Consider the following 24860-nt stretch of genomic DNA (forward strand, 5'->3'; position numbering starts at 1 on the left):
CCCTTGACCCTGTAGCGACCACAGGGTGCATATAGGGTGTGGCGCTTGGTTTGGGCAATCCAAGACCTGTGCCTAGGTGGGATAACGATGATGGCGGACGGCGAACTGGCAAGTGTGAGCGCAAAGCCGCGAGCAACCCTGCGGTACCGGGTTGAGGGCATGGACTGCCCCAGCTGCGCCTCGAAAATCGAAACGGCCGTTGGCCGGGTGGCCGGCGCCGAGGAAATCCGGGTCAATTACGGCACCCAGGTTCTGGCGTTCCGCCTGGACGAAACAGCTACACCCCGAACGACGGTCGAAGACCAGGTCCGTAAACTCGGCTACGGCATCGCGCCTGTGGAGGCATTGCGGGTCGAAGCGGGTGACGCAGGCGCCACGGCCGGGGACGGGGGGACCAGCCGTACCCCCTTGCCCTGGTGGAAGGGCACCAAGGCTCGCCTAGCAGCTGCTATCGCGGCCCTGACTGCAGCCGGCTTCGCCGCCTCGCTGGCCTTTCCTGAGCTGGAGCATTGGGCCTACCTGCCCGCCGCCCTGCTCGGCCTAGCCTTCTTTGGACGCAAAGCGGTAGCGGCCGCCCGAGCCGGCTCGCCGTTCTCGATCGAGATGCTGATGTCGATCGCCACGGTCGGCGCAATCCTAATTGGCGCGACCTCCGAGGCGGCGGTGGTGGTGTTCTTGTTCACTATCGGCGAACTGCTGGAGAACGTGGCTGCCGGCCGAGCCCGCGCCGGCATTGAATCATTAGGCAGCCTGGTACCGAGAACCGCCTTGCTGGTGGAGAGCGGCACGGCGCGGGAGGTGCCTGCCGCCCAGCTGAAAGTTGGCGATCTGGTGCTGGTGCGGCCAGGTGACCGGATCTCCGCCGATGGTGTCGTGGCCGAGGGCGAGTCTGAGATCGATGAGAGCCCGGTCACCGGAGAATCCGTGCCGGTGGCCAAGAGAGAGGGCGATCCGGTGTTCGCCGGCAGCGTCAACGCCTCCGGTGGGTTGCAGGTCCGGGTCAGCAAACCCGCCTCGGACAACACCATTGCCCGCATCATCCGCTTGGTCGAGGAAGCGCAGGAGGCCAAGGCCCCGACCGCCCGCTTCATTGAGCGGTTTTCCGCTATCTACACCCCCATTGCGGTGGCCGTGGCGGCTCTGGTGGCTGTGGCGCCCCCACTGCTCCTTGGGGCGGACTGGGATACCTGGGTGTACCGCGGGCTGGCGCTCTTGCTGGTGGCCTGCCCCTGCGCCCTGGTGCTGTCGACACCAGCCGCCATCGCCTCCGGGCTGGCGGTCGGCACCAGGCGCGGATTGCTGGTCAAGGGAGGCGGCGCCTTGGAAGTCATCGGCCGCATCCGGACCGTCGCCTTCGACAAAACCGGCACCCTGACGGAAGGCCGCCCGCGTGTGACTGACGTCCAGGTTCTGTCCGGCTCCGAGCGGACGATGCTGGGGCTGGCGGCAGCGGTTGAGAACGGCTCAAGCCACCCGCTTGGTCGCGCAATCCTGGATCGAGCTGCGGCGGACGCTATCCCTTTGCGCCCGACGAAGGACGGGCGAGCCATCCCCGGCAAGGCCGTCGAGGCCATGATTACCGGCAAACGGGTCAGTGTCGGCTCCCCGTCCTATGCGGCCGAGCAGGCACCGCTGACGTTCGATGTGAATCGCGCCATCACCGCCTGGGAGAATGAGGGAAAGACGGTCGTCGTTGTGGCGGTGGATAACGTACCCGCAGGCCTCATCGCGGTCCGCGACGAGCCGCGCGCGGATGCGGCGGCCGGCATCCGGGCGCTCAGCGCCCTCGGCATCCACTCTGTCATGCTTACAGGCGACAATCCCCGCACCGGCCACGCTATTGGGGAAGCTCTCGGCCTTGAGGTGAAGGCGGGGCTGCTGCCGGAGGACAAGCTCCAGGAAATCGGCGCCCTGAAAGCTCAAGCGCCGGTCGCCATGGTCGGTGACGGCATTAACGATGCACCGGCCCTGGCGGCAGCCTCGATCGGGGTTGCCATGGGTGGCGGGACCGACGTGGCCCTCGAGACGGCAGACGCCGCGCTATTGAACAGCCGTGTCATGGATGTCGCCGCCCTAGTCGGGCTGTCGCGGGCAACGCTCGCCAATATCCATCAGAACGTGGCCATCGCCTTGGGCCTGAAAGCGGTGTTCCTGGTGACGACTGTGGCCGGGATCACTGGCCTCTGGCCGGCGGTCCTGGCCGACACCGGCGCCACTGTCCTGGTAACGCTGAATGCCTTGCGGCTGCTGCGCTACCGGTTCCGCGGCGTGACGGCCTGAGCCGGCCATTGACCAAGGCACGGTGAGTTTAGCCCGTGTCTGTGTCGGGAATATCGTAGCGCTGGCAGGCGTCGACGCTACAAGCGGATCCAGCCAGCAGTTCCTCGGCCAGGCGCAACAACTCCCCTACCCGTCCGTCGCCCAATCGGTAATCGACAAACCGGCCGCGCTGCTCGGCATGGACCAAGCCGCATTCGCTTAGGCAACGCAAGTGGTTGGAGACGTTCGGCTGGCTGAGGCCGGTCGCCGCAACGATGGCACCGACATGCCGCGGGCCGGAGCGCAGTGCGTCGAGGATCGCAAGGCGCGACGGATCTGCAAAGCCGCGAAACAGCTTCGCCTGCAGGTCCAGGGTGCGCGTAGAGGTCTCTAGGAGCATCACGCCTCTACTATCAGCTCGACATATTGAAATCCACTGATATGGTGCAACATATCATTGAATGCTGATATGAAAGGGCGACGATGAACACGACTGCGATCTCTGACTCGCCCAACACGGTGCGCTACTGGGTCACCGGCATGGATTGTCCGTCCTGCGCCACGAAAATCGAGAAGGCGGCCTGGGGCATTGTCGGCATGGAGGAGGTCAAGGTCTCCATCGCCTCGCAGATCATGACGCTTCGCCTGACGGATCCCGCTGCGCGGCTGCCCGAGGTGGAACGCGCAGTCACGGGCCTGGGCTACCAGCTCAACCGACTGGACCGGCCCGCCGTCCGTCCGGAAGCGGGTAGCGACGATGACGACGAACTGCCGAAAGACCTCAGCCACATTACGCCCGGCTACAAGCGGGCGCTGTGGATCGTGGTGCTACTCAATGTTGGATATGGCCTGGTGGAGATCGTCGCCGGCTTCGTTGCCGGTAGCCAAGCGTTGAAAGCTGACGCGCTCGATTTCCTCGGCGACGGGCTGATTACCTTCCTCGGCCTTTTGGCGATCGGCTGGACGCTCGCTTGGCGCGCCCGTTCGGCACTGATCCAAGGCATGTTCCTAGGCCTGCTTGGCCTCGGCGTACTCGCTTCGACCGGCTACCGAGTGCTGGTGCTCAACCAGCCGGATTCCGAGCTAATGGGAATTTTCGGGGCTATTGCTTTGGTGGTGAACGTCGCGGCGGCGGTGGTGCTGATCCCGCACCGCACGGGCGATGCCAATGTGCGCGCCGTATGGCTGTTCTCGCGCAACGACGCTATCGGCAACGCGGCCGTAGTGGTCGCGGCCGGGTTGGTCTGGTGGAGCGACACGGCCTGGCCTGATTTGGCGGTGGCGCTGGTGATCGCCGGCCTGTTCCTGCAATCGGCTTGGTCAATTATCCGAGATGCGCGGCACGACTTGGCCGAGGTCTCAGCTTGATGCAGCCCTTTTCATCTCGACCATCACTCACCCGCACTGCAGTCACCGGCATATCGAGACGATGCCGATTGATGCGTGCCAATGGTTCTATGACTGCCGAGGCTGCAAGGCGGTGCTGCGGCCGAAACCCGGCGAGTGGGCGGGAAGCATGAGCTGCCATCGCGCTACTCGCCACGCAACCCTTTCATAAGGAAGGGTCGTCCCATCGACTGCCTTCAACGACAAAGGAGACTTCATGCGTAAGATCATCGCATTACCCGCCATCCTGCTGGCTGGAGCGCTCGCCACTGCCGGTGCGTTCGCCCAAGGCAACGCGCCGCAAGGCAATATGCCTGGCATGCAGCACATGCAGCAGATGCCTGGCATGCAGCACATGCCGATGATGCAGGGCCAGGGTGGCATGATGATGGATTGCCCATGCCCGATGATGCAGCGAATGGCGTCACTGGATTATCGTGTTCGGCAGTTGGAAGAGCGAGCCGGCATCCCGGCACCTGCTCAGCCGAACGCGCCTGTCACGCCACGCTAAAACAAGGACCCGCTGGTGGATGCCGAGGGCCGCACCAAGTGCGGCCTTCATGATTGTGTGCTCTCAAATCGTAAGGCCGCTTCCCCCTCATGATGCTTGAGTTCTCGGCACTCAGCTTTGCTCTAGCCTTCGGCGGCGGGTTGGTGTCGTTCCTTTCGCCTTGCGTGCTGCCGCTGGTGCCGGGCTACGTGGCCTGGGTGGCCGGCGCGGACCTCGCGCAAGCACAAGCGCGACCTTGGCGTACGATGCGGATGGCGTTGTTCTTCGTGCTTGGCTTCTCAGCCGTCTTCGTCGCACTTGGCGCGGGGGCAACGTTGTTGGGCGGCTGGCTGCGGCGGTGGAGCTATGAGCTGTCCATCGCCGGCGGGGTACTGATCGTGTGCCTCGGCTTGGTGCAGATGGGCGTGCTGCGGCTGGCCCCGTTAGCGCGCGAGTTGCGTTTTGCCGCGCCCGGTGCCGGTGGCAATCCGGTTTCTGCCGTGCTGATTGGAGCCGCATTTGGCTTTGGTTGGACGCCCTGCATCGGCCCGGTACTCGCGGCCGTGCTAGCGGCCGGTGCACTGGCCCCGGCAAGCGGCATTCCTCTCCTGGCCGCCTATGCGGCAGGTCTTGGCGTGCCCTTCCTGCTGGCCGCGTTCTACCTGCCGGCTCTGTTGGCACGTGGCCGGCGGCTGGGACGGCTCGGCCATATACTGCGCTTGGCGAGCGGGGCGGTGATGGTGGCGGCCGGCGTTGCTATCGCCATGGGCGAGCTGACCACGGTGGCTGGCTGGATACTGCGCACATTTCCCTGGCTAGCGAGCATCGGGTGAGGGCAGCGCGGGCGCAGGGTCTTGCGCAGCAGGACCGACCGGAAAGGGCGAAGAACTCTATCATGCGAACCCTTTTGCCTGACGTTCTGGCCGGGGCCCTGGTGCTGGCGGCGGCGGCCCATGCTCAGTCTAGTGACATTGCCGTTTCCCTGGCCTGGACCCGCGCGGTCGGCGCAACCGCGCCCACGGCGGTCGGCTATTTGACGTTGCGCAACCGCGGCGCCAACCCTGACCGCTTGATCAGCGCGGAGACACCGGCGGCGCGTGCCGTCGAGATCCATGAGCAGCGAATGGAGGAAGGGGTTACGCGCATGCGCCCGCTTCCAGACGGCATTCCAATACCACCGGGGAAGACGGTGACGCTCGGGCCGGGCGGGACGCACTTGATGCTGGTGGGCCCGACGCGGGCCCTGGCGCGCGGCGAGCGCGTACCACTGACGCTGCACTTCGAGCGCGCAGGTCAGATCCGCGTCGAGCTCTCGGTTGAGGCGGCTGGCACCCGGCAGCCGGCCCATGCAGGGCACTGACGATGCTTCGCTGGATCCGCCGTGCCGCTTGGGGTTTGGTGGCCGTGCTCGGCTTCCTCGTGCTGGCGATTTCAGCAGGCTGGTTTATCACCGACGGTCCACTCGCCGCTCGGCCGGTCGCAACCGGGCCGGCGAGTTTGCCGATCGGTGGCCCCTTTCGCCTAACCGATCACCGCGGTCGTGCCGTCACCGAGGCTGATTTTCGCGGTCGGCCGATGACAGTGTTCTTCGGCTTCACCCAGTGCCCCGGCGTCTGCCCAACAACACTCGGTGACATGACCGCACTCATCGAAGCGCTTGGTCCCGAGGCAGACCGGGTGCACTGGCTATTCGTCAGTGTCGACTGGGAGCGCGACACACCTGAAACACTGGCTGGCTACCTCGAGGCCTACGACCGGCGGATCGTCGGTCTTTCGGGCACCGAAGCGCATGTCGCGGCTGCGGCGCGGGCCTTTCGGGTCTACTACCGCCGTGTGCCGCTCAAGGATGGTGGCTACACGATGGACCACTCGGCCAGCGTCTTCCTTCTCGACGCGGCGGGCCGCTTCGCGGGCACAATCGACCATCAGGAAAGCCACGCGGTAGCGCTGGAGAAGTTGCGGGGCCTCCTGGTGTCGCGATGACATGCCCCTATCGCGGGGGTGCCGGGCTGCACCGTTTGTAGTGTTATGCCAAGCCCTCTTGCAAAAAAACTAAAACAGTCGTTTGAACGTTTTCTTGTCTAGCCAACGCTTGGAGAACCGCGTGTTCCGCAGTCCTCATCACCCATTCCACGCGGGCCTCATGGCCCTTGCCGCTGCCTTCGCGCTCGACCAGGGCACTAAGTGGTGGATCGCTGAGGTGGTAATGCGGCCGCCTCAGACGATCCCGGTCGCCCCCTTTTTCAACCTAATGCTCCATCGCAACACAGGTGTGAGCTTTGGCCTTTTCGCCGGCAACGGCGAGGCAGGCCGGTGGGCGCTCGTGGCCGTCGCCCTCGCGGTTATCGCCATGCTGTGTGTGTGGATGGTTCGTGCGGAGCGGGCCTGGGTTGGGGTCGCTCTTGGCCTCGTCGCCGGCGGCGCGATCAGTAACGTGGTGGACCGGCTGCGGCACGGCGGCGTGACCGACTTCCTCGATTTCCATTACGCCGGCTGGCACTGGCCGAGCTTCAACCTCGCTGATGCGGCTATCTGCATCGGTGTCGCCTTGCTGCTCTTGGACGGGTTTCTCGGGGAGCGGCGACAGGAAGCGGCAAGGCTCGCGGACGGGAGACAGCCTTGACGCAGTTCCCAACATCCATTTATGCAAATGTTTGTTTGATCATTTGAGGGTTGAATGGACGAGCCCTTACTCACCGATGAGCAGGCGCAGGAACTTGCTGAGGTGTTTCGTATGCTGGGTGAGCCAAACCGGCTGCGCATCGCCTTGGCTTGCCTCGGCAATCCGCTATGCGTTGGCGATGTCGCCGAGCGGGTCAGGCTCTCGCACGCCCTCGTCAGTCATCACCTGCGGGTACTGAAGGCGGCACGGTTTTTAACCGCCCGCAAGCGCGGCAAGCAGGTCTTTTACGTGGCGTCTGACGACCGGGTGCGCTGCGTGATTCGCGACATGGTTGGCCATGTCGCCGAGCCAAGCAGTGGGGACCCTATGAGTGCAGCCGAGGTCGAGGAGGAAGGGAGTGATGGACAGTGATCCATGCAGCCCCGCCGGCGTCGGCCGAACAGGTACGCCCTGCGCTTCTAGGTAGAGGGCCTTAACTGCAAAACGAGGTCTGCGCCTTGAGGGGTGCCGCCGAAGTGCCGAGACGGCAGTTTTGAGCGCCTTTCCACTATGGGCCAGCGAGCGGTTGCGGCTGCTGCTGGTGAATGTCGCCAACGCCTGCCCTCTTGTCTCAATTTCGGAGGCCACTGGCCATTGATTGTGGCCTTGGACGGGCAGCCGGTCGAGCCGCATGACCCCTGCGGGTGGTTGGGTAGTTGTCGGCCAAGCGCAGCAGGCCGACCTCGTCCTCGACACGGTGGGGCAACCCGATGAGTGCTTCGCTGTGGTGGATTGGTTCTATGCGCGCCTGGGCTTCCAGCTGACCGATCTCGTCTACGAAGACGCCTTACGGTGCGTGCCCCGTCCGGTCCGTCGGCTATCTAACCTACCGGCAGCGACCGTATGTGCGGCTGGGTAGACGATGACACGGATGACGAGCAGCCACGGCTGTGTGGGTTGGCGGACTGGCTGGAGACGAGGACTGAATGGAGAGCTCCATGCGCCATTGCGACATCTGGATCGTCAATGGCACCTCGGCAACCGGCGGGCACCCCCCGGGCTACGCGCGTGATGCAACCGAAGTGGAAAAAGGAGTGCAATGATGATGCGCGGACCGACTGTGCATGGCTTTTACGATGAGGGCACCGGCAGCGTCGCCTATGTTGTCGCAGACCCCGAGACGACGCGGTGCGCGATCATCGATCCAGTGCTCGGCTTCGACCGCGCTTCCAATGGTACCGACACACGTCTTGCGGACGAGATCGTCGAGTACATCCGGGTGCAGGGCCTGACCGTGGAGTGGGTGCTCGACACCCACCCGCATGCCGACCACATGTCCGCCGTGGCCTACCTGGGCGACCGCCTGGGTGCACCGACCGGCATCGGCGAGCGCGTCGCTGCGGTGCAGGAGATCTGGGCGGACATCTACCACCTGCCGGAGCTTCAGGCAGAGGACCGCCGTCACTGGGATTACCTATTCGCCGAGGGTGACCGCTTCCGCATCGGCGGGCTGGAGGTGGAGGTGATCTTCTCCCCGGGTCACACGGCTGCTTCCATCACCTATCTTATCGGGGACGCCGCCTTCGTCCATGACACCCTGTTCATGCCGGACGCCGGCACGGCCCGGGCTGATTTCCCTGGCGGTGACGCGAGAGCGTTGTACCGCAGCATCCAAAAAATTCTCGCGCTGCCACCAGAGACGCACCTTTTCACTGGCCACGACTATCGTCCGGGCGGGCGCGCGGCACGCTGGGAGTCAACCGTGGCCGAGCAGCAGGCTCGTAACATTCATCTTCGCAACGGCGGCGGCGAGGAGGGGTTCGTGCGCCTTCGCGAGGAGCGCGACCGGACGCTGCCTCTGCCAGGGCTGATGCTTGCCGCGCTGCAGGTCAATCTTCGCGGCGGCCGCCTGCCGGAACCCGAGGCGAACGGCACCTCCTACCTCAAGCTGCCGCTGAACCGCTTTGATCCGGCAACTGCAAAGCAGCCTTTGGATGTGGAGTGAGCCAGCTAGGAGCCAACTCTAATGTTGTCTCCGCGGCGGTATGTCCTAACGGCGCAGCCGGACGGGGGCGGGCTTGGCGGGGCTGCCATCCTGCGACGATGAAATCAGGCTGGTCCTGGCACCGACTGGAACTGAAGGCCGTTATGAGGACTTCCTGCGCCAACAACAGCTGTCCGCTGACGCTGTGATCATGGCAGGTCAAACGGTCTGTTACCCTTCCCCCTATTGCAAAAACGCTGGAATGAGTGTTTGAACGTTCGTGCGTGTGTGACGCCCGGGTGCTTTACCACCTCGGTGCGCAACCGAACCACGAGGTGGTGGTCCGGGAAGGCGACGACGCTTGCGCCGTCGCTAACGATGATGCGGAAGGAGATCAGCGATGCTGCAGCTTGGCGACACCGCCCCTGACTTTGAGGCCCAGACCACCGAGGGCCCAATCCACTTCCACGCGTGGATCGAGAACTCTTGGGTGGTTTTGTTCAGTCACCCCAAGGATTTTACACCCGTTTGCACCACAGAACTCGGTACCGTCGCGCGACTCAAGCCGGAGTTCGATCTGCGTGGCGTGAAGGTAATCGGGCTTTCGGTCGATCCTCTCCCTGAACACAGAGCATGGGTGGGCGACATCGCCGAGACCCAGGGATACGCGCTCAATTTCCCGCTTATCGCGGATCCAGACCGCAAGATTTCGGATCTGTACGGGATGATCCATCCGAACGCGAGCGACACGTTAACCGTGCGCTCCGTCTACGTGATCGGGCCCGACAAGAAGCTGAAGCTGTCGCTTACCTATCCCGCGAGCACGGGCCGCAACTTTGACGAGATCCTGCGCGTGATCGACTCGCTGCAGCTTACCGCGGAGCACAGCGTTGCGACGCCTGCGGATTGGAGACAGGGTGAGGACGTGATCATCGTGCCGTCCCTTGGTGACGAAGAGGCGAAGAAGAGGTTCCCGGATGGCTGGAAAACTCTAAAGCCTTATCTCCGCATTGTTCCGCAACCGAGGAGCCGCTGACATGCTTGCACGTCTGCGCCGCGTGCGCCTTCTCCACGGCTGGATTCTAGTCGCCGCACTGGCCGTCTTGCCCATCACCGCGCCGCGTGCCGACGATGATCGGCTGTCGCCAGAGGAGCGTGTCAGGATTGAAGCTGCGCTGCGCAGCTTGGGTTTTGTACGTTGGGGAGAGATCGAGCGCGAGAATCACGGTCGGGCCTGGGAGATCGACGATGCCCGCAATGCCGAAGGGCGGCAGTACGACCTCAAGCTGGCCGCTGACGACCTGAGAGAACTGTGGCGGCGCGAAGACGATTGAACTGCACAGGCGTCAGCGACACCACGCCGTCATTGGCCTGTGGCAAAACGAAGTAGCCACGGTTCAGCCGCAGGGTAACCAGGCCGACCTCCATCCGGAGGCCGTCAGGCAGCTCGATCTCGGTCGCCACGGCCTTGCGGGATAGCGGCAGCATGGGCTCCGAATCTGACATCACCTCGGCCCGACGATTGGCAACGGCGCCGCTGACCGGCACGAACGCCGATGTCGGCTCGGCCACCAGAAGGCCGTCCCGGGCATGGTGCCGCCCCTGGAACGCCAGACTGCGGTAGATGCCGCGTCGGGCTGCTACCTCCGCCACCTGCACACCGGGTGCATCGCATTTGGGATTGGCGCTGGTCTCAAAACAGTCCGACCTATCTTTCCGAGGAAATTTTCCGGCTCTGAAAAGCCGGTGCCACCACGGAAAAGACAGTTATGGCAGGAAAGCTAAGCAAAGCATGTTGGAACAGTTCATCGTCAGGCTGCGGTCGGTTGAAAGTTAGCGGCAAACGACGAACACATAGTCAATACGATTCAGAAAATGGGTGGTAGAGCCAACCATTATCTGCCTGCTACCCATCTCCAGCCATAAGATCTGCTTAGTGTTTATCGGACAAACACTGGTTGTGATCGTCGAGGATTTCGAGAACGCGGCACTCACTGATGAGGCCATGGGTACCGCGATCAACCATCGCCTTGAGTTCGTCGCGCAGAGCGACAAGGCGGTTTATGCGGCTCTCGACATCAGCAAGATGCGCACGGGCGATCTCGTCGGCTTCTGCGCAAGGCTGCTCCGGATGACCAGCTAGAGCGAGGAAGTGACGGATCGCATCGAGGTCAAAGCCCAAATCACGGGCATGGCGGATGAACTTCAAACGCTGAACGTCGTCCGCGTTAAATGTTCGACGGTTACCATCGGTGCGTGGTGGGGCGGGCAAAAGGCCGATCGACTCGTAATAACGGATCGTGGGCGCCTTCACGCCGGCCAGGGTTGACACCAAGCCAATGGATAAGAAGTTCGTAATAATTTTTCCCTTGCTCCTCTAGCCACTAGAGGACCTAGCAAGATTGCCTCGGCACACGCTAGGGCAATCCGCCTTGCCGAGGACGACGCGGATCACGGGCGAAGCACCAAACCTCGTGATTGCGTCGCTAAGCGACGGTGGCCGCAGCGACGCATTGCCGTTGGGCCGTCTACAACAGGAGGACTTATGCCAGAAGAGAAGCCCGGCCAGCATCACCCGCACCCTGGTCACGTCCCGGGCGACCTGGATCCGCATGGTCATCGCGACAAGAGTGCGAAAGAGGTTCCTGGGGAGCATCACGATCACCCGGGCCATACGCCTGGTGATCTTGATCAGCACGGTCACCGCGACAAGAGCGTGACCGAGAAGCCGGGGCCTCATCACGACCATCCCGGCCATGTTCCGGGAGATCTCGATCCCGGTGGGCATCGCGACAAGAGTGCCCCACCGAAGCCCTGATCGATAAAAACTGACGCACGACTGACGCGTCAGCAGCGATCGAGGCGGTCGGAGAAATCCGGCCGCCTCGATCAACATGCAGTCGATGGTGGGTGACGATGCTGAAGCGTCCCAGGACGGCGTTGGACCCTCAAGATACCAGACATCTGAAAAGGTAGGCCCCCAAAAGTCTGAGGTTCTACAACAATCTGCAAAGTACGGAGTTACCCCAATGAATATTGGCAGCCGGTCTGAATGGCGAGTGGAGGGCATGGACTGCGCTGCCTGTGTCGCAAAAGTCGAAGGCGCCCTGAAGCGATTGCCTGGTGTCTCCGACGTGTCGGTCAATCTGATGGCTGAGCGGCTGACACTGCAACTGTCGCCGGGTCAGACGGATGCCGCCGCCATCGAGCAATCGCTCTCGGCCCTGGGGTATACCGGGCGTCCTATCGTATCGCCCGCGACCGCGCCCGGCCCGGCATCCCTCGATGATGCACATCACCACTCCGCCGGCTCCGATGAGGCGGCCCATGAACATGGTGTGGCCGGACACGGCCATGACCATGACGATCCCGCCGACGCAGACAAGCCCTGGTACGCAACCGGTAAAGCTCGGCTGGTCTGGATCCTAGGGGCCCTGGTGCTCAGCGCTTACGCGCTGTCCCTCGTCTTGCCGCCGCGGCTGACCTACCTGCTGTTTCTGGTCGCGACGGCCGCGGCGATCGTACCCTTCGGGTGGCGGGCCTTCGCCTTGGCTCGTGCCGGGAATCCCTTTTCGATCGAGACCCTGATGGTCACGGCCGCGGTGGGGGCGGCCATTATTGGGGCCGCGGAGGAGGCAGCTATTGTTGTGCTGCTCTTCGCCCTGGGTGAGATGCTGGAAAACGTCGCCGCTGGGCGGGCGCGCGCCGGAATCCGCGCTCTAGCGACGTTGATGCCGCGAACGGCCCTACGGCAGCGTGCCGATGGCACGACAGAGGAAATCCAGGCGAGCCGCCTTGCCGTTGGGGATCTCATTCTTATCCGCCCGGGTGACCGCGTACCCGGCGACGGCCGGATTGAAGAAGGGCAATCCGCGCTCGATGAAAGCCCGGTGACAGGTGAAAGCGTGCCGGTCTCCCGCGGCCCCGGCGAGGCCGTCGTGGCAGGCTCCATCAATACTGATGGTGCCTTGCGGGTACGCATCACCCGTGCTGCGTCCGATAATACGATCGCGCGGATTATCCGGATGGTGGAGGACGCTACCGCCTCACGTGCTCCAACCCAGCGCTTCATCGAGCGGTTTTCAACTTACTGGACGCCGGGCGCGATGGTCGTCGCCCTGCTGGTCATTCTGGTGCCGCCGTTCCTGCTCGGCTGGGATTGGTGGACAAGCCTCTACCGAGGTCTGGCCGTGCTGTTGATTGCTTGCCCCTGCGCGTTGGTGATCTCGGTACCCGCCGCCATGGCGTCCGGCCTGTCGGCGGGCGCCAAGCGCGGGTTGCTGATCAAGGGTGGTGCCGCGCTGGAAGAAATGGGTACGGCACGCACCGTTGCTTTCGATAAGACGGGCACGCTGACTGCGGGCCGTCCGCGGGTCACCGATGTGCTGGCCGCCCCAAACGTCACAGAGGATGACCTGCTGGCCATGGCTGGAGGCGTCGAGCAGGGCTCCTCCCATCCGCTCGCCAAAGCAGTCGTCGCCGCAGTTGAGCAACGTGGGCTGACCATTCCGCCAGCCACAAGCCAGTCGGTGGTCATTGGTAAGGCAGTGACAGCGCGGGTCGGCGACCGCCAGGTCGCCGTGGGAAGCCCAAGTTACGCACAGGCGACCGGGGTGAACCTGGGGGGGCTGGCTGAGGCGATTTCAACACTTGAATCCGAAGGCAAGACGGTCGTTGTCGTGTTGTCTGACATCACGCTCATGGGTGTTCTAGCGATTCGTGACGAACCCCGGGCGGACGCCGCGGAAGGGGTGGCAGCGCTCACGGCCTTGGGCATCCGCTCGGTGATGTTGACCGGCGACAATATTCGCACCGGAACAGCGATCGCCACCGGGCTGGGACTGGAGGTGAAGGCGGCGCTGATGCCGGATGACAAGCTACGTGAAATTGCGACGCTACGGCAGGCGGGTGCCGTGGTGATGGTAGGAGACGGCATCAACGATGCGCCTGCCCTCGCCGCCGCTTCCGTGGGCGTGGCGATGGGTGGCGGGACCGATGTAGCGTTGGAGACGGCAGACGCTGCGGTGCTGAAAGACCGGGTGACGGGTGTGGCGGAATTGGTCCAACTGTCCCGCGCTACCATGGTCAACGTGCGTACCAATGTCGGGCTGGCTGTCGGCCTCAAGCTCGTATTCCTCGCTACCACCTTGCTTGGCATCACCGGCTTGTGGCCCGCCATTCTGGCCGATACTGGCGCAACCGTACTGGTCACGCTCAATGCGTTGCGGCTGTTGGCCTGGAAGCCAAGCCGATAACCCTGACTAAAGAGGTTAGCGAACAGGACGGCTTTGAATCAGCGTCCTATTTGCCAGTTTCCCTGATGTTGGTTGAACCTTCGTGCAATCGGCGACGAAGCCGGGCAGGCGGATCGCCCGCCCGGCCCGTGTTCAGTGCTTACCCGTATGCGGCGTGGGCCCGTCGGTGGTGTTGTCGAGATGCGGCGCCGGACCAGGATTTGCCGGACGTGGCTCTGGTCCCGGCTGGTGCGACACCGGGCCGTCGCTTTGATTGTCGAGATGCGGCGCCTGCCGTGCATCGGTCTGACGCGGCACCGGCACCGGCCGATGCAGCTCAGGACCACTGCCGCTCGATCCGTCGATATGCGGCGCAGCGCGCCCGGACACGCTGCCTGGAGAGGATTGAGGATTGCCTTGCGCCATGGCGGCGCCAGCGCCCAACGCGGCAATCAAAGTCAAAGCAGTCAACGTGCGGCGGATCATGTTGGTCTCCAGGCTGGATGCGGACGGCAGGTGCCGTTCCGATAAGCGTGGAGTTAGCGAGTGCCCGCTGTCATATCTTCTCAGGCGTATGACGAAGTGAGACAAGCGGCCCTTCGCACGACGGGTGTCGTCCAGCGGTCGACGTCGCTCCTAACCATTGCCGATAGCGCCTATGGCGATCACGCAACGGATATACTTTGTCATAATGTGGAGACATTGCGACGCGCACCTCGCGCTACGTCCTTATTTCGACGCGGAGTGGCGATGGTGACGCATGGTGGAGGCTTAGCTGGTCAGGCACGGGTAATGGCAGTGGCGCCCCGCGCCCCATGCCATAGGGAGGGCTGACGGATGCCAGGCGGCACAACCGATGGTGAAAGTGCTGGCCTCCCGCTGCGCGACGCCCTGGACCGCGAGCCGCATATCGTCATCGTCGAGGATGATGGTGAGGTACGGCATCTTCTCGCCAGATTACTACGGGAGAACGGCTTTACGGTGAGCGCGGCCCGGGACGGACGGGAAATGCGAGAGATCCTCCGTGCATCGACACCGCCAGCCGAGTTGGTGCTGCTGGACGTGATGCTGCCTGGCACGTCGGGACTGGATTTGCTGCGGGAGATCCGTGCCACGTCTCGAGTGCCGGTGGTGATGCTTACGGCGCGCGGCGAGGAAACCGATCGGGTGCTGGGCCTGGAGTTCGGCGCGGACGATTACATCACCAAGCCCTTCGGCCGCCGCGAATTGGTAGCACGACTGCGAGCGGTGTTGCGACGTGCGGATGGCCACGGCACCGACGCCGCGCCACCATCGGCCGCTAGCGTCGGCGCGCTGCAATTTGCCGGGTGGAGACTAGAGACCGGACGCCGGGAACTGACGTCACCGGCGGGCGCATTGGTGGACCTGTCCGGGGCGGAATATGACCTGCTGATGGCTTTCCTTGCGCATCCACAACGGGTGCTGGGACGGGACCAGTTGCTGGAAGTCGGGCGCCGTCGGCTGGGCGATGCATTCGATCGCACCGTTGATGTGCAAGTCAGCCGCCTGCGACGCAAGATCGAGCCGGACGAAGGAGCGCCCCAGCTCATCAAGACGGTCCGCGGCGCGGGTTACGTTTTCGTTGCGGCTGTCGAACGCCTATGAAGCGGCTATTTGCTTTGCTTTGGCCTGATAGCCTTGCCGGCCGCACGTCGCTGGTGCTGCTGGTCGGATTGCTGGCACTGCATCTCGGCAGTGTCTGGGTGCATGAAGCCGCGTTGCGTGGCAACGATCAGTCGGCCAGGGAACGGAGTTTGGCGGAAGGCCTGGCGCGTGCCGGACGGGCCCTGACGGCGTTGCCGGACACGGAGCGAGACCGCGCCGCGCATGCGTTATCCGGTCCTGGCCTGGAGCTGCACTGGCGGAATGGTCCACCTCCCCCCGACCGATCCGCTACGGGGGCTGACCTTCTCGTCGTTCGCAACGCATTGCTTCAGGCCGCCCCAGAGCTGGCTGGCGTCCGGTTGGGGTGGGCGGACGCCGATCGCCACCTGCTGGTTGGAGCGTTGCCTCTTGGCGATGTTGGTGCCATCTCGTTCGCGGCGCCGATCTTCCAGGCGAGCCATAGAGGCCCCTTCGACCCGACTGGTCTGGCGTCACTGGCGGCTATGGCCGCCGGCATCGGTCTGGTATCCATCGTCGTGGTGCGCGGCTTGACCAAACCACTGCGTGACCTGTCGGCGGCTGCGGACCGTGTCGGTCGTGAAGCAGGCGCCGTCCAGGTGGCGGAAGAAGGCCCTGCAGAGGTCCGCCAGGCCGCGCGCGCCTTCAATGCCATGCAGGAGCGCATTCGCCAGCTGCTGGAGGACCGTACTCAGGCGCTCGCTGCGGTATCACATGACCTGCGCACCCCAATCACGCGGCTACGCCTGTATGCAGGCTTCCTGGACGATACCGAAGCGCGGGACCGGATTGACGCCAACCTCGATGAGATGGCGGCGATGATCGAGACGACACTCGATTATTTACGTGAGGGCCGCGAGACCGAAGAACCACGTCCTACCGATCTGGTCGCGGTGCTGCGCACGGTCTGCGACGCAGCCGCCGATGCCGGTGGAGATGTAACCTATGCCGGTGCGGAGACGCTGGTATTGCCGTTGCGGCGGGTCGCGATGCGTCGTGCCCTGACCAACCTGGTGGGCAACGCCGTGGCTTATGGCGGAGCTGCCCGTCTCACGCTGTCCCGGGTACCGGGACAGGTGGTCATTGAGATTGCAGACGATGGCCCCGGCATTCCTGAGGCACAGCTCGAGGAAGTTTTCGAGCCGTTTCGCCGGCTGGAGGCAAGCCGCAACCGGGCAACCGGTGGTGTCGGCCTAGGACTGACAATTGCCCGGCGTGCCATCAAGGTCGAAGGAGGAACGCTTCGCCTATTGAACCGGGCGGAAGGAGGCCTTTCGGCCCTGATTTCATTGCCTGTTGCGCTAGACGATAGGCGCGCGCCAGCCGGCCGTCAGGGCGGCACTCGAACAAACTGGATGTCGAGCGAGAAACCCCTGATCGGGCGCCAAGCCCGCTTCTGGAACCGCGCCGATCAAACCAGGAATGCCGGCCTGCTGACGGCCCGTCTTCCTGGATCACACTAGAGGAGAAGCCAATGCAACGCAGAATCATCCTGGCTTACGCAGCGGCTGCCCTTACGGCGCTGCTACCGGCCGCAGGCCATGCGCAGGGCGCCGCGGGCGGCCATGGCCATGCCCATTCCGGTCAGGAGCAGAAGATTGGTCCGTATGAGGTAGAGCTGACCGTCCGCGGTAGCGAGGCAACGCTGACGATCCTGGACGACAAGGAACAACCGGTGGATGCGACAAGCATCGGTGCGACGGCGGTAGCGCTGGCGCGGGGCAATGAGCGGCGGACCGTCGAGTTCCGCCATGCCGGCGCCAACCGCCTGGGAGCCCGGCTCGACTTCCCCTTCGATGGTAAGTTTCGTGCGACCGTAACCTTGCGAGGGCCGTCCGGAAGCCTGGGCTCAGCCCGCTATAGCGTCGATCCGGTGCGCTAGGGCATCTTATGCAACGCCAGGCGAGAGCAGTGACGGTGAAGGCAAAGTGGCGCGCACTCGTGGCGCGCCTGCTGACCGTATCAATACTCCTCGCCGTCCTGTTTCTGCCTCCCTGCACCGAGGGCGACAGCTTGGCCAACGCGTCAACGGCCGTCGCCACCGTCATCGCCGCATCCGATAGCCAAGCAGGCGACGCGCTTCCTGACGGTGGTTTGGTGCACGCGGGAATACATTGCAACTGCCAGCTCGGCGACCGAATCAGGTTGCAGGAAACGCCCAGGCCCAATTCCGCAGGGAGCGTTGAGCACCAGCCGGGCAGTCCATGCGGCCATCCCTCCCGCGTGACAGAGCCACTATCGAGGCCGCCTCAGACCTGACCGAACCGCTGTTTCAGCCGCCGCGTCCCGGATTGTCGGGATGGGTGCACATCGTGTTCTGTCTGTTTCTGGTGCCCTGTCAATGTTCCGTCTGTCCCGCACTGCCTTAGCTGCGATTTTGCTTGTCGTCGTCATCCTGCCCGCGATGGCGCAGCCAGCCAGCCGTCGTTCTGCAGCCGCGCCAAGCGCCCCGCCACGGCCTGCTCCAGCGGTCGGCACGATCGTCGTGTCTTCACCAGAGCAGGCAGTAGCCCTTGCCCTGGCACGTGCCCCGATCTTGCGTAGCGCCGAAGCAGGTCGCCGGGCGGCGCAGGGTGACCGCGTCCAGGCCGGGCTCCGTCCGAACCCTGAGGCCCGTCTCGATAACCAGAGCCTTGCCACCACGGGCCCCTACCGGGGCGGAAGCCCTCTTGAGATCGGCGTAGGCCTGTCGCTGCGGATCGAAACCGGTGGCAAGCGGCAGGCACGCATCGATGCGTCCAGCCGCGCTCTGACGCTCGCTGACCTCGACGCGGAGGCAGTACGGCTCGACCTGACCCGCGAGGTCCTCCGCGCCTTGGCCGGGGCGGTGGCGGGCGCCCGGGCGGCAGAGATCGCCCGCGAGCGAGTGCGCCTTGCCGACGAGGTACTGCGCGCCACGCGTGGAAGGGTTGAGGCTGGACGCGAGCCCTTCGTGCAGCAACGCCGCGCGGAGGTGGCCCGGGAAACGGCCGCGGTCGGCTTCGAGCGCTCGCAACGCGAGGCCGCCGTGGCGCAGCAGGCGCTCACCGTCTTGCTGGCCGTGCCGCGAGTGGAGGTCGCGGCCCATCGCGCCGCGTGGTTCGACGATCTTGGCCCTCGGCCCGACCCTGCCCGCGCGCCGGCGTTATCACGGTCCCAGCTAGACCAGGTGCGGCTGGACGCTTTGATTAACCAGCGTAGGGCCGAACTGGATCTGCAGCGGCGCAACGCGGTCCCAGACGTTACCGTCAATGGAGGCGTCAGCCGAATCCGCGAGGCCTCCCAGACCGCCGGTGCTACCGCCTTTGTCGTTGGCCTCTCCGTGCCGTTGCCAGTGTTCGATCGCAACCAGGGCAATATTCTCCGTGCCGGTGCTGAGCTGAACCGGGCGGAAGCCGATGCCGAGCGTGGTCGGTTGTACCTCGATGCCGCGCTCGCCGATGCCGAGCGCCGACTGGACCAGGCCTGGCGCGCCGCAGATTCCCTCCGACGGATCGTCCTGCCCGCGGCACTCGAGGCCGCCGGTTTTGCGCGGGAGGGTTATGCCGAAGGCAAATTCTCGCTGCTCGAAGTGCTCGATGCACAGCGCGCGCTGTCCGACGTGCGGGAGCAGCTCAACGGCTCTCTACTCGAGGTTCAACAGCTTCGTGCCGATCTCGCACGGCTTCGTGGCCGGATAGACAGTCCTATCCCACCCATCGTCCCTGTAGGGAGTCGCTGACCATGAAGCCGATGATTGCGCTTCTTGCCGGGGGCCTCCTCGTGCTTGGTGTGGCGGTGTTGGCGCCGCAAGTGCCCGCGACGCTTCGCACGACGCTGGGTCTGGCACCCATGCCTCAGCCAGTCGCTCCGGCCCAGGCCGCGGCCCCGACGCCAGCGCCAGGCCACAAGGACGAAGGAGAAGCCCCCGAGGGCAGTATCCGGATGGCCGAGGAGCAGGTCGTCGCCGCGCAGATCAGCGTAGCGGAGGCAGGACCGGGCGCGGTGATACGCCGCGTCTCACTCCCGGGAATCGTTACCGCCAATGCGGATCGCTTGGCCCGCGTGCCTGCCCGGGTCGCCGGCATTGTCACCATTCTGCACAAGCGCCTGGGCGACCAGGTCGCGGCGGGCGACGTGCTGGCGGAGATTGAAAGTGCTGAGATCGCCACGATCAAAGGCGACTATTTGGCGGCACTGCGAACCACGGAGCTGGTCCGCGTCACCTTCGAGCGGGAGCAGCGGTTATGGCAGCGGCGCATCTCGGCCGAGCAGGACTTTTTGAAGGCGCGGACTGACTGGCAGGAGGCGCAGATCCGTCTCGATCTGGCTCGACAGAAATTAGCGGCCCTAGGCCTCGGTTCGGCGGAAGTGGAGGCACTGCCCCGTCAGCCGGTGGAAGCCCTGCGTCGGCAGGCGGTGCGGGCGCCGATCGCCGGACGGGTCACGTCCCGGCCTATCGTACTGGGAGCGGCGGTAGCTGCGGAAGCCGAAGTCTATACCGTTGCCGATCTGTCGAGCATCTGGATCGAGCTGGCGGTACCGCCGTCCGATCTGACCTTTGTCAAAGAAGGCATGCAGGTGCGCCTACGCGGCGAAGGAGAGACGCGGGGCGAGGGACGCCTAGTCTTCCTCAGCCCGGTCCTCGATCCGGAAACACGTTCGGCACGCGCAGTGGTCGAAGTACCAAATCCTGCAGGTGAGTTTCGCCCAGGCGGCTTCGCCACGGCAGATGTCGCGACCGACGAGCAACCGGTGGATGTGCTGGTGCCGCGCGAAGCAGTGCAACAGATCGAAGGCGAAAGCGTGGTCTTCGTGCGCACCCCGGACGGCTTTGAGAAACGGGAGGTCGTGCTCGGCCGCGGCGACGCAGAAGGCGTCGAGGTGGTCTTCGGGCTCGATGCGGGGGAGCGTTACGCCGCCGCCAATACCTTCGTCCTCAAGGCCGAGCTCGGGAAATCCGAAGCCGAGCATTCGCATTAGGAACGTCGGATCATGATCGCAGGCGTCCTCGACTTCTCCGTCCGCCAGCGTTGGTTGGTGGTGTTGCTGGTAGCGGCGGTGGCCGGGTTCGGTCTGCGCTCCCTGCAGTCCCTGCCCATCGATGCCGTACCCGACATCACCAATAATCAGGTGCAGATCAACACCCTGGCGCCGGCGCTCTCGCCCTATGAGGTGGAAAAGCAGGTCACGTTCCCGGTCGAGACGGCGCTCGCCGGCATTCGCGGATTGCAGTCAACCCGCTCGCTGTCGCGCAACGGGTTCTCCCAAGTGACCGCGATCTTCCGCGACGACGTCGATGTCTATTTCGCCCGCCAACAGGTGCAGGAGCGCCTGACGGATGCCCGGGAACTGCTGCCCCCCGGCGCCGAGCCGCGCATGGGTCCAATCTCGACCGGGCTCGGTGAGATCTACATGTGGGCGATCGATTATGTCCCGCGCCAGGACGGCGACGTGGTGCGGGAAGGCCGGCCAGGTTGGCAGGCCGACGGCAGCTATGTTACCGCCGGGGGCCAGCGGCTGACCACGGTACTGGAGCGCACCGCCTATCTTCGCACGCTGCAGGACTGGGTCGTTCGGCCGCAGCTGCGCAATGTCGCGGGGGTGGCCGGGGTCGATTCGATCGGCGGCCTGGTCAAGCAATTCCATGTCCAGCCAGATCCGGCGCGACTGATCGGCCTTGGCCTTTCGCTGGCCGACGTCGCGGAGGCGCTGGAGCGGAACAACGCCAGCCGGGGCGCCGGCTATGTCGAGCGCGGCGGTGAGGGCTATGTTGTGCGTTCCGGTGGCCGGCTGGAAACGTTGGAGGACATCCGCAACGTCGTGGTCGCTACGCGGGAAGGCGTTGCGCTGCGGGTGCGCGATATTGCCGACGTGCTGATCGGGCGCGAGCTGCGTACCGGTAGCGCCAGCACCGGCGGGCAGGAAGCAGTGGTCGGCACCGCCCTGATGCTGATTGGTGAGAATAGCCGCACCGTCTCGTCGGCCGTCGACGCCAAGGTCCAAGAAATCTCCCGCAGCCTGCCGCCCGGTATCCGGCTTCGCACCGTGCTGAACCGGACCGAGCTGGTCGATGCTACAGTGCGGACCGTGGCCAAAAACCTCGCCGAGGGGGCGCTGCTCGTCGTTGTAGTGCTGTTTTTGATGCTCGGAAATCTGCGCGCGGCGGTGGTCACCGCCTTGGTCATCCCGGTCACCATGCTGATTACCGCGACGGGCATGCTGGAAGGCGGCATCAGCGCCAATCTGATGAGCCTCGGCGCACTCGATTTCGGCCTGATCGTCGATGGCGCCGTGATCATCGCCGAAAACAGCCTCCGCCATTTGGCTGAGCGGCAGCACAAGCTGGGACGGGGCCTGCAACTGGAGGAACGGCTGGAGACGGTGGCCGCTTCGGCGCGGGAAATGATCCGCCCGTCGGTCTTCGGCCAGGCCATCATCATTCTGGTCTATGTGCCGCTGCTGACCTTTCAGGGCGTCGAGGGCAAGATGTTCGCGCCGATGGCGCTGACCGTCATCATCGCCCTGGTGGTGGCCTTCGTCCTCTCGCTGACCTTCGTGCCGGCGATGATCGCCTTGGTGGTGACCGGGAAGGTGCAGGAAACGGATAACTGGCTGGTGCGCGGCCTGAAGTATGCCTATGCGCCGGCATTGCGGCTCGCCATACGCCGGCCTGTGCCGGTTATTAGCGGCGCAGCTTTGCTGTTCGCCGGCGCGCTCCTGCTCGGTTCTCGTCTTGGTTCGGAGTTCATCCCGCAGCTCGACGAGGGCAATATCGCCATGCACGCGCTGCGCATTCCCTCGACCTCCCTGACACAATCGCAAGCCATGCAGCTGCAGATTGAGCAGGTCGTGGCGCGCATGCCGGAAGTGGCGGTCGTGTTCTCCAAAACCGGCACCGCCGAGGTAGCCGCCGACCCCATGCCGGTGAACGTTTCGGATTCGTTTATTATCCTGAAGCCGCGGGACCAATGGCCCGATCCAGCGCTGCCGAAGGCAACGCTGGTCAGTCGCGTGCAGGAGGCGGTTCAGCGGCTACCGGGCAATAATTTTGAGTTCACCCAGCCCATCCAGATGCGCTTCAACGAATTGCTCGCCGGCACCCGCGGCGACCTCGCAGTGAAAGTGTTCGGCGAGGAGTTCGGCCCCATGTTGGCAGCGGCTAACCAAGTGGCCGCCGTGCTGCGCGGCATCGCCGGCGCGGAGGACGTTCGGGTCGAACAGGCCACCGGCCTGCCTTTCCTCGAGATCACCGTGGACAAAGCGGAGATTGCTCGGCGCGGCCTCAACCTCGCCACCGTGCAGGAGGTGATCGGTACCGCAATCGGCGGCCGTGAAGCCGGCTTCGTCTTCGAGGGTGACCGCCGCTTCGCCATCATCGTTCGAGTTCCGGAGACCATCAGGAGCGATATCGAGGCACTGCGCAATCTTCCCGTAGCACTGCCGGGCGAGGGCCGCACTGGTAACAGCGGTACGGCTTCGGTGCCGCTTCGTAGCTTGGCTGCCTTCCGTCTTACTGAAGGACCAAACCAGGTCAGCCGGGAGAATGGCAAGCGCCGCGTGGTGGTGACGGCAAATGTCCGCGGCCGCGACATCGCCTCGGTGGTGGCGGAAGCGCAGGCCGCGGTGGCGCGGGATGTCCGTCCACCGGCAGGCTACTTTATCACTTGGGGTGGCCAGTTCGAGAATCTTGAGGCGGCCCAGCGGCGACTGTTGGTGGTGGTACCAGGCTGCTTCTTCCTGATCTTCCTGCTGCTCTATACGGCACTTGGCTCGCCGCGTGACGCGCTACTTGTGTTCAGTGCTGTGCCGCTGGCACTCACGGGGGGCATTGCGATGCTCTGGCTGCGGGACATGCCGTTGTCGGTTTCCGCAGCCGTCGGCTTCATCGCCCTTTCCGGTGTCGCGGTGCTCAATGGCCTGGTCATGCTCAACCACATCAAGCAACTACGCGGCGAAGGGATGGACCGCGACGTCGCGATACGCCAGGGCGCGATGGATCGGTTGCGCCCGGTAGCGATGACAGCCCTGGTAGCTTCGCTCGGCTTCGTGCCGATGGCGATCGCCACCGGGGCCGGCGCCGAGGTCCAAAAACCCATCGCAACGGTCGTCATCGGCGGTCTCATCACGGCGACCCTGCTGACCCTGATGGTGCTGCCGGCACTTTACGCACGCTTCGGCAGTGTCGATGTCACGCCTCCAACGACAGAGGAGCCGACAATCCCAGCTCATCAAGTAAAACCTGCTTCCGCACGCCTTGATAAACCGGTCACAGCAAAATAGCGGGCACTTGGTCTGTTATATGCACTGATGAAAGTGTTGCCCGATGAGCCTTATAACGCAGCCGTCCCCTGGCGTGCCGTTGGCGGCTAATCATGCCGCCGGCCGCGTCCTGACCGCCGGCAGCCGCGACCTCGGCGCCACCCTGCCGCCTTTCCCCTTCAACCCGCTCCTCGACGCCCCGGCGCCGCGCACCCGCGGCACCATGATCTTCGGGTTGCTGGTCTTCCTGGTCTTCGTGGTCGGTGGCGTCGCCTGGGCGGTCTTCGCCCCGCTGGCGGAAGCCTCCATCGCCCAGGGCGTGGTCAAGGTGGAAGGCAGCCGCCGTACCATCCAGCACCTGGAGGGCGGGATTATTGATGAAATCTTGGTTCGCGATGGAGCCAAGGTTACCCAAGGTCAGGTGCTAATGCGGTTGGACGATATTGAGTCCAGCGTCGTGTTAGAAACCCAACGAGCCCAGAGGTGGGCTTTGCTTGCCCAAGACGCTCGCCTTACCGCCGAGCTGGCCAAGGCCCGCGAAATCGCCTTTCCGCCGGAGCTGCGGGCCAGCACCAACGCCCGCGCCATGGACAGCATCGCCGGCCAGCGCGCCCTATTCGAGGCGCGGACCGCCAGCCTGCTCAGCCAGATCCAGGTCCTGCAGGCCCGGATCGACCAGCAGACCGCCGTCATCTCCGGCGCCCGCGGCCAGCTCGCCTCCACCCGCCGCCAGCTCACGCTGATCAAGCAGGAGGAGGAGATGACCCGCACCCTGGTCGGCCAGGGCCTGCAGCGGCTGCCGCAGCTGCTTGCCCTGCAGCGCAGCTCCGCTGGCCTCGATGGCAGCATCGAGGATTTCAACGGCCAGATCGACCGCGCCAATGGCGCCATCGCCGAGGCCCGCCGGCAGATCCAGCAGACCGAGGAGCAGCGGATGCAGGACAACTCGCTGGAGCTCCGCGACGTCCGCGGCAAGCTGGCCGAGGCCGAGGAGAAGCTGCGCGCCGCCGCCGATGTCATGACCCGGCGCGAGATCGTGGC

23 protein-coding genes and 1 pseudogene are annotated in these 24860 nt (G+C 64.6%); 20 read left to right on the plus strand and 4 right to left on the minus strand.

The annotated features are described in order from the left end of the window. Positions 1-87 precede the first annotated feature (87 nt). A complete protein-coding gene (locus AC0IW9_RS17640) occupies positions 88-2280 on the plus strand; it encodes a heavy metal translocating P-type ATPase (RefSeq protein WP_471649589.1) in 2193 nt (730 codons plus the stop codon). Positions 2281-2308: 28 nt separating this feature from the next. On the opposite strand, the gene AC0IW9_RS17645 is transcribed toward AC0IW9_RS17640, so the two are convergent. Next, entirely contained in the window at positions 2309-2659 is a 351-nt protein-coding gene (locus tag AC0IW9_RS17645; RefSeq protein ID WP_471649590.1) for an ArsR/SmtB family transcription factor, read from the minus strand. Between the two features lie 83 nt (positions 2660-2742). On the opposite strand from AC0IW9_RS17645, the gene AC0IW9_RS17650 reads away from it, so the two are divergent. The 11 genes from AC0IW9_RS17650 (at position 2743) to AC0IW9_RS17700 (ending at position 10055) form a co-directional block, all read left to right on the plus strand. Continuing rightward, positions 2743-3627, plus strand: a complete 885-nt coding sequence (locus AC0IW9_RS17650) for a cation efflux transmembrane domain-containing protein (protein ID WP_471649591.1) — start codon at positions 2743-2745, stop codon at positions 3625-3627. Continuing rightward, positions 3593-3817 carry a GDCCVxC domain-containing (seleno)protein gene (locus tag AC0IW9_RS17655; protein WP_471649592.1) on the plus strand — a complete coding sequence of 75 codons (225 nt, stop codon included), beginning with the start codon at positions 3593-3595 and terminating at the stop codon, positions 3815-3817. The genes AC0IW9_RS17650 and AC0IW9_RS17655 overlap by 35 nt, the downstream gene beginning before the upstream one ends. A gap of 45 nt (positions 3818-3862) precedes the next feature. Continuing rightward, the gene (locus AC0IW9_RS17660; protein WP_471649593.1) at positions 3863-4156 is read left to right on the plus strand and encodes a hypothetical protein; all 294 of its coding nucleotides are present in this window, start codon (positions 3863-3865) and stop codon (positions 4154-4156) included. An 89-nt stretch (positions 4157-4245) separates the two neighbouring features. Then, positions 4246-4968 carry a cytochrome c biogenesis CcdA family protein gene (locus AC0IW9_RS17665; RefSeq protein ID WP_471649594.1) on the plus strand — a complete coding sequence of 241 codons (723 nt, stop codon included), beginning with the start codon at positions 4246-4248 and terminating at the stop codon, positions 4966-4968. 62 nt (positions 4969-5030) lie between these two features. After that, positions 5031-5495, plus strand: coding sequence for a copper chaperone PCu(A)C (locus tag AC0IW9_RS17670; RefSeq protein ID WP_471649595.1), 465 nt, complete (start codon positions 5031-5033; stop codon positions 5493-5495). 2 nt (positions 5496-5497) lie between these two features. Beyond that, on the plus strand, positions 5498-6118 hold the full coding sequence (locus AC0IW9_RS17675) for an SCO family protein (protein ID WP_471649596.1): 621 nt from the start codon (positions 5498-5500) through the stop codon (positions 6116-6118). A 121-nt stretch (positions 6119-6239) separates the two neighbouring features. Next, on the plus strand, positions 6240-6758 hold the full coding sequence (gene lspA / locus AC0IW9_RS17680) for a signal peptidase II (protein ID WP_471649597.1): 519 nt from the start codon (positions 6240-6242) through the stop codon (positions 6756-6758). Between the two features lie 54 nt (positions 6759-6812). Beyond that, positions 6813-7169: an ArsR/SmtB family transcription factor gene (locus AC0IW9_RS17685; protein WP_471649598.1), complete on the plus strand. Its 357-nt coding sequence runs from the start codon at positions 6813-6815 to the stop codon at positions 7167-7169. A gap of 667 nt (positions 7170-7836) precedes the next feature. Beyond that, entirely contained in the window at positions 7837-8742 is a 906-nt protein-coding gene (locus AC0IW9_RS17690; RefSeq protein WP_471649599.1) for an MBL fold metallo-hydrolase, read from the plus strand. Between the two features lie 379 nt (positions 8743-9121). Next, positions 9122-9757, plus strand: coding sequence for a peroxiredoxin (locus AC0IW9_RS17695; RefSeq protein WP_471649600.1), 636 nt, complete (start codon positions 9122-9124; stop codon positions 9755-9757). A 1-nt stretch (position 9758) separates the two neighbouring features. Next, positions 9759-10055, plus strand: a complete 297-nt coding sequence (locus tag AC0IW9_RS17700; RefSeq protein ID WP_471649601.1) for a hypothetical protein — start codon at positions 9759-9761, stop codon at positions 10053-10055. Here the strand turns inward: AC0IW9_RS17700 and AC0IW9_RS17705 are convergent. Both AC0IW9_RS17705 and AC0IW9_RS17710 read right to left on the minus strand, forming a co-directional pair. Continuing rightward, positions 10003-10293, minus strand: coding sequence for a hypothetical protein (locus tag AC0IW9_RS17705; RefSeq protein ID WP_471649602.1), 291 nt, complete (start codon positions 10291-10293; stop codon positions 10003-10005). The two genes, AC0IW9_RS17700 and AC0IW9_RS17705, sit on opposite strands and share 53 nt — an antisense overlap. A gap of 361 nt (positions 10294-10654) precedes the next feature. Next, positions 10655-11053 (minus strand): MerR family transcriptional regulator, encoded by a 399-nt coding sequence (locus AC0IW9_RS17710; RefSeq protein ID WP_471649603.1) that lies wholly within the window; start codon positions 11051-11053, stop codon positions 10655-10657. A 697-nt stretch (positions 11054-11750) separates the two neighbouring features. Between AC0IW9_RS17710 and AC0IW9_RS17715 the strand changes: the two genes are divergently transcribed. After that, positions 11751-13976: a heavy metal translocating P-type ATPase gene (locus AC0IW9_RS17715; protein ID WP_471649604.1), complete on the plus strand. Its 2226-nt coding sequence runs from the start codon at positions 11751-11753 to the stop codon at positions 13974-13976. 132 nt (positions 13977-14108) lie between these two features. Here the strand turns inward: AC0IW9_RS17715 and AC0IW9_RS17720 are convergent, their stop codons facing one another. Beyond that, positions 14109-14441: a hypothetical protein gene (locus AC0IW9_RS17720; protein WP_471649605.1), complete on the minus strand. Its 333-nt coding sequence runs from the start codon at positions 14439-14441 to the stop codon at positions 14109-14111. Positions 14442-14792: 351 nt separating this feature from the next. Here AC0IW9_RS17720 and AC0IW9_RS17725 point away from each other — a divergent pair, with 351 nt between their 5' ends. From AC0IW9_RS17725 to AC0IW9_RS17755, 7 genes and pseudogenes are all read left to right on the plus strand, one after another. After that, the gene (locus AC0IW9_RS17725) at positions 14793-15581 is read left to right on the plus strand and encodes a response regulator (protein ID WP_471649606.1); all 789 of its coding nucleotides are present in this window, start codon (positions 14793-14795) and stop codon (positions 15579-15581) included. Beyond that, positions 15578-17062 (plus strand): ATP-binding protein, encoded by a 1485-nt coding sequence (locus AC0IW9_RS17730; RefSeq protein ID WP_471649607.1) that lies wholly within the window; start codon positions 15578-15580, stop codon positions 17060-17062. The genes AC0IW9_RS17725 and AC0IW9_RS17730 overlap by 4 nt, the downstream gene beginning before the upstream one ends. Positions 17063-17073: 11 nt before the next feature. Then, positions 17074-17481, plus strand: a complete 408-nt coding sequence (locus tag AC0IW9_RS17735) for a hypothetical protein (RefSeq protein ID WP_471649608.1) — start codon at positions 17074-17076, stop codon at positions 17479-17481. A 417-nt stretch (positions 17482-17898) separates the two neighbouring features. Further along, complete coding sequence (locus AC0IW9_RS17740; RefSeq protein WP_471649609.1) at positions 17899-19299, plus strand: TolC family protein; 1401 nt, start codon at positions 17899-17901, stop codon at positions 19297-19299. Between the two features lie 2 nt (positions 19300-19301). Next, complete coding sequence (locus tag AC0IW9_RS17745; RefSeq protein ID WP_471649610.1) at positions 19302-20540, plus strand: efflux RND transporter periplasmic adaptor subunit; 1239 nt, start codon at positions 19302-19304, stop codon at positions 20538-20540. A gap of 12 nt (positions 20541-20552) precedes the next feature. Then, on the plus strand, positions 20553-23840 hold the full coding sequence (locus AC0IW9_RS17750; RefSeq protein ID WP_471649611.1) for an efflux RND transporter permease subunit: 3288 nt from the start codon (positions 20553-20555) through the stop codon (positions 23838-23840). A gap of 43 nt (positions 23841-23883) precedes the next feature. Beyond that, positions 23884-24860, plus strand: a pseudogene (locus AC0IW9_RS17755) (hypothetical protein); the annotation flags it as partial.

It is taken from the genome of Belnapia sp. AC561, assembly GCF_979252845.1.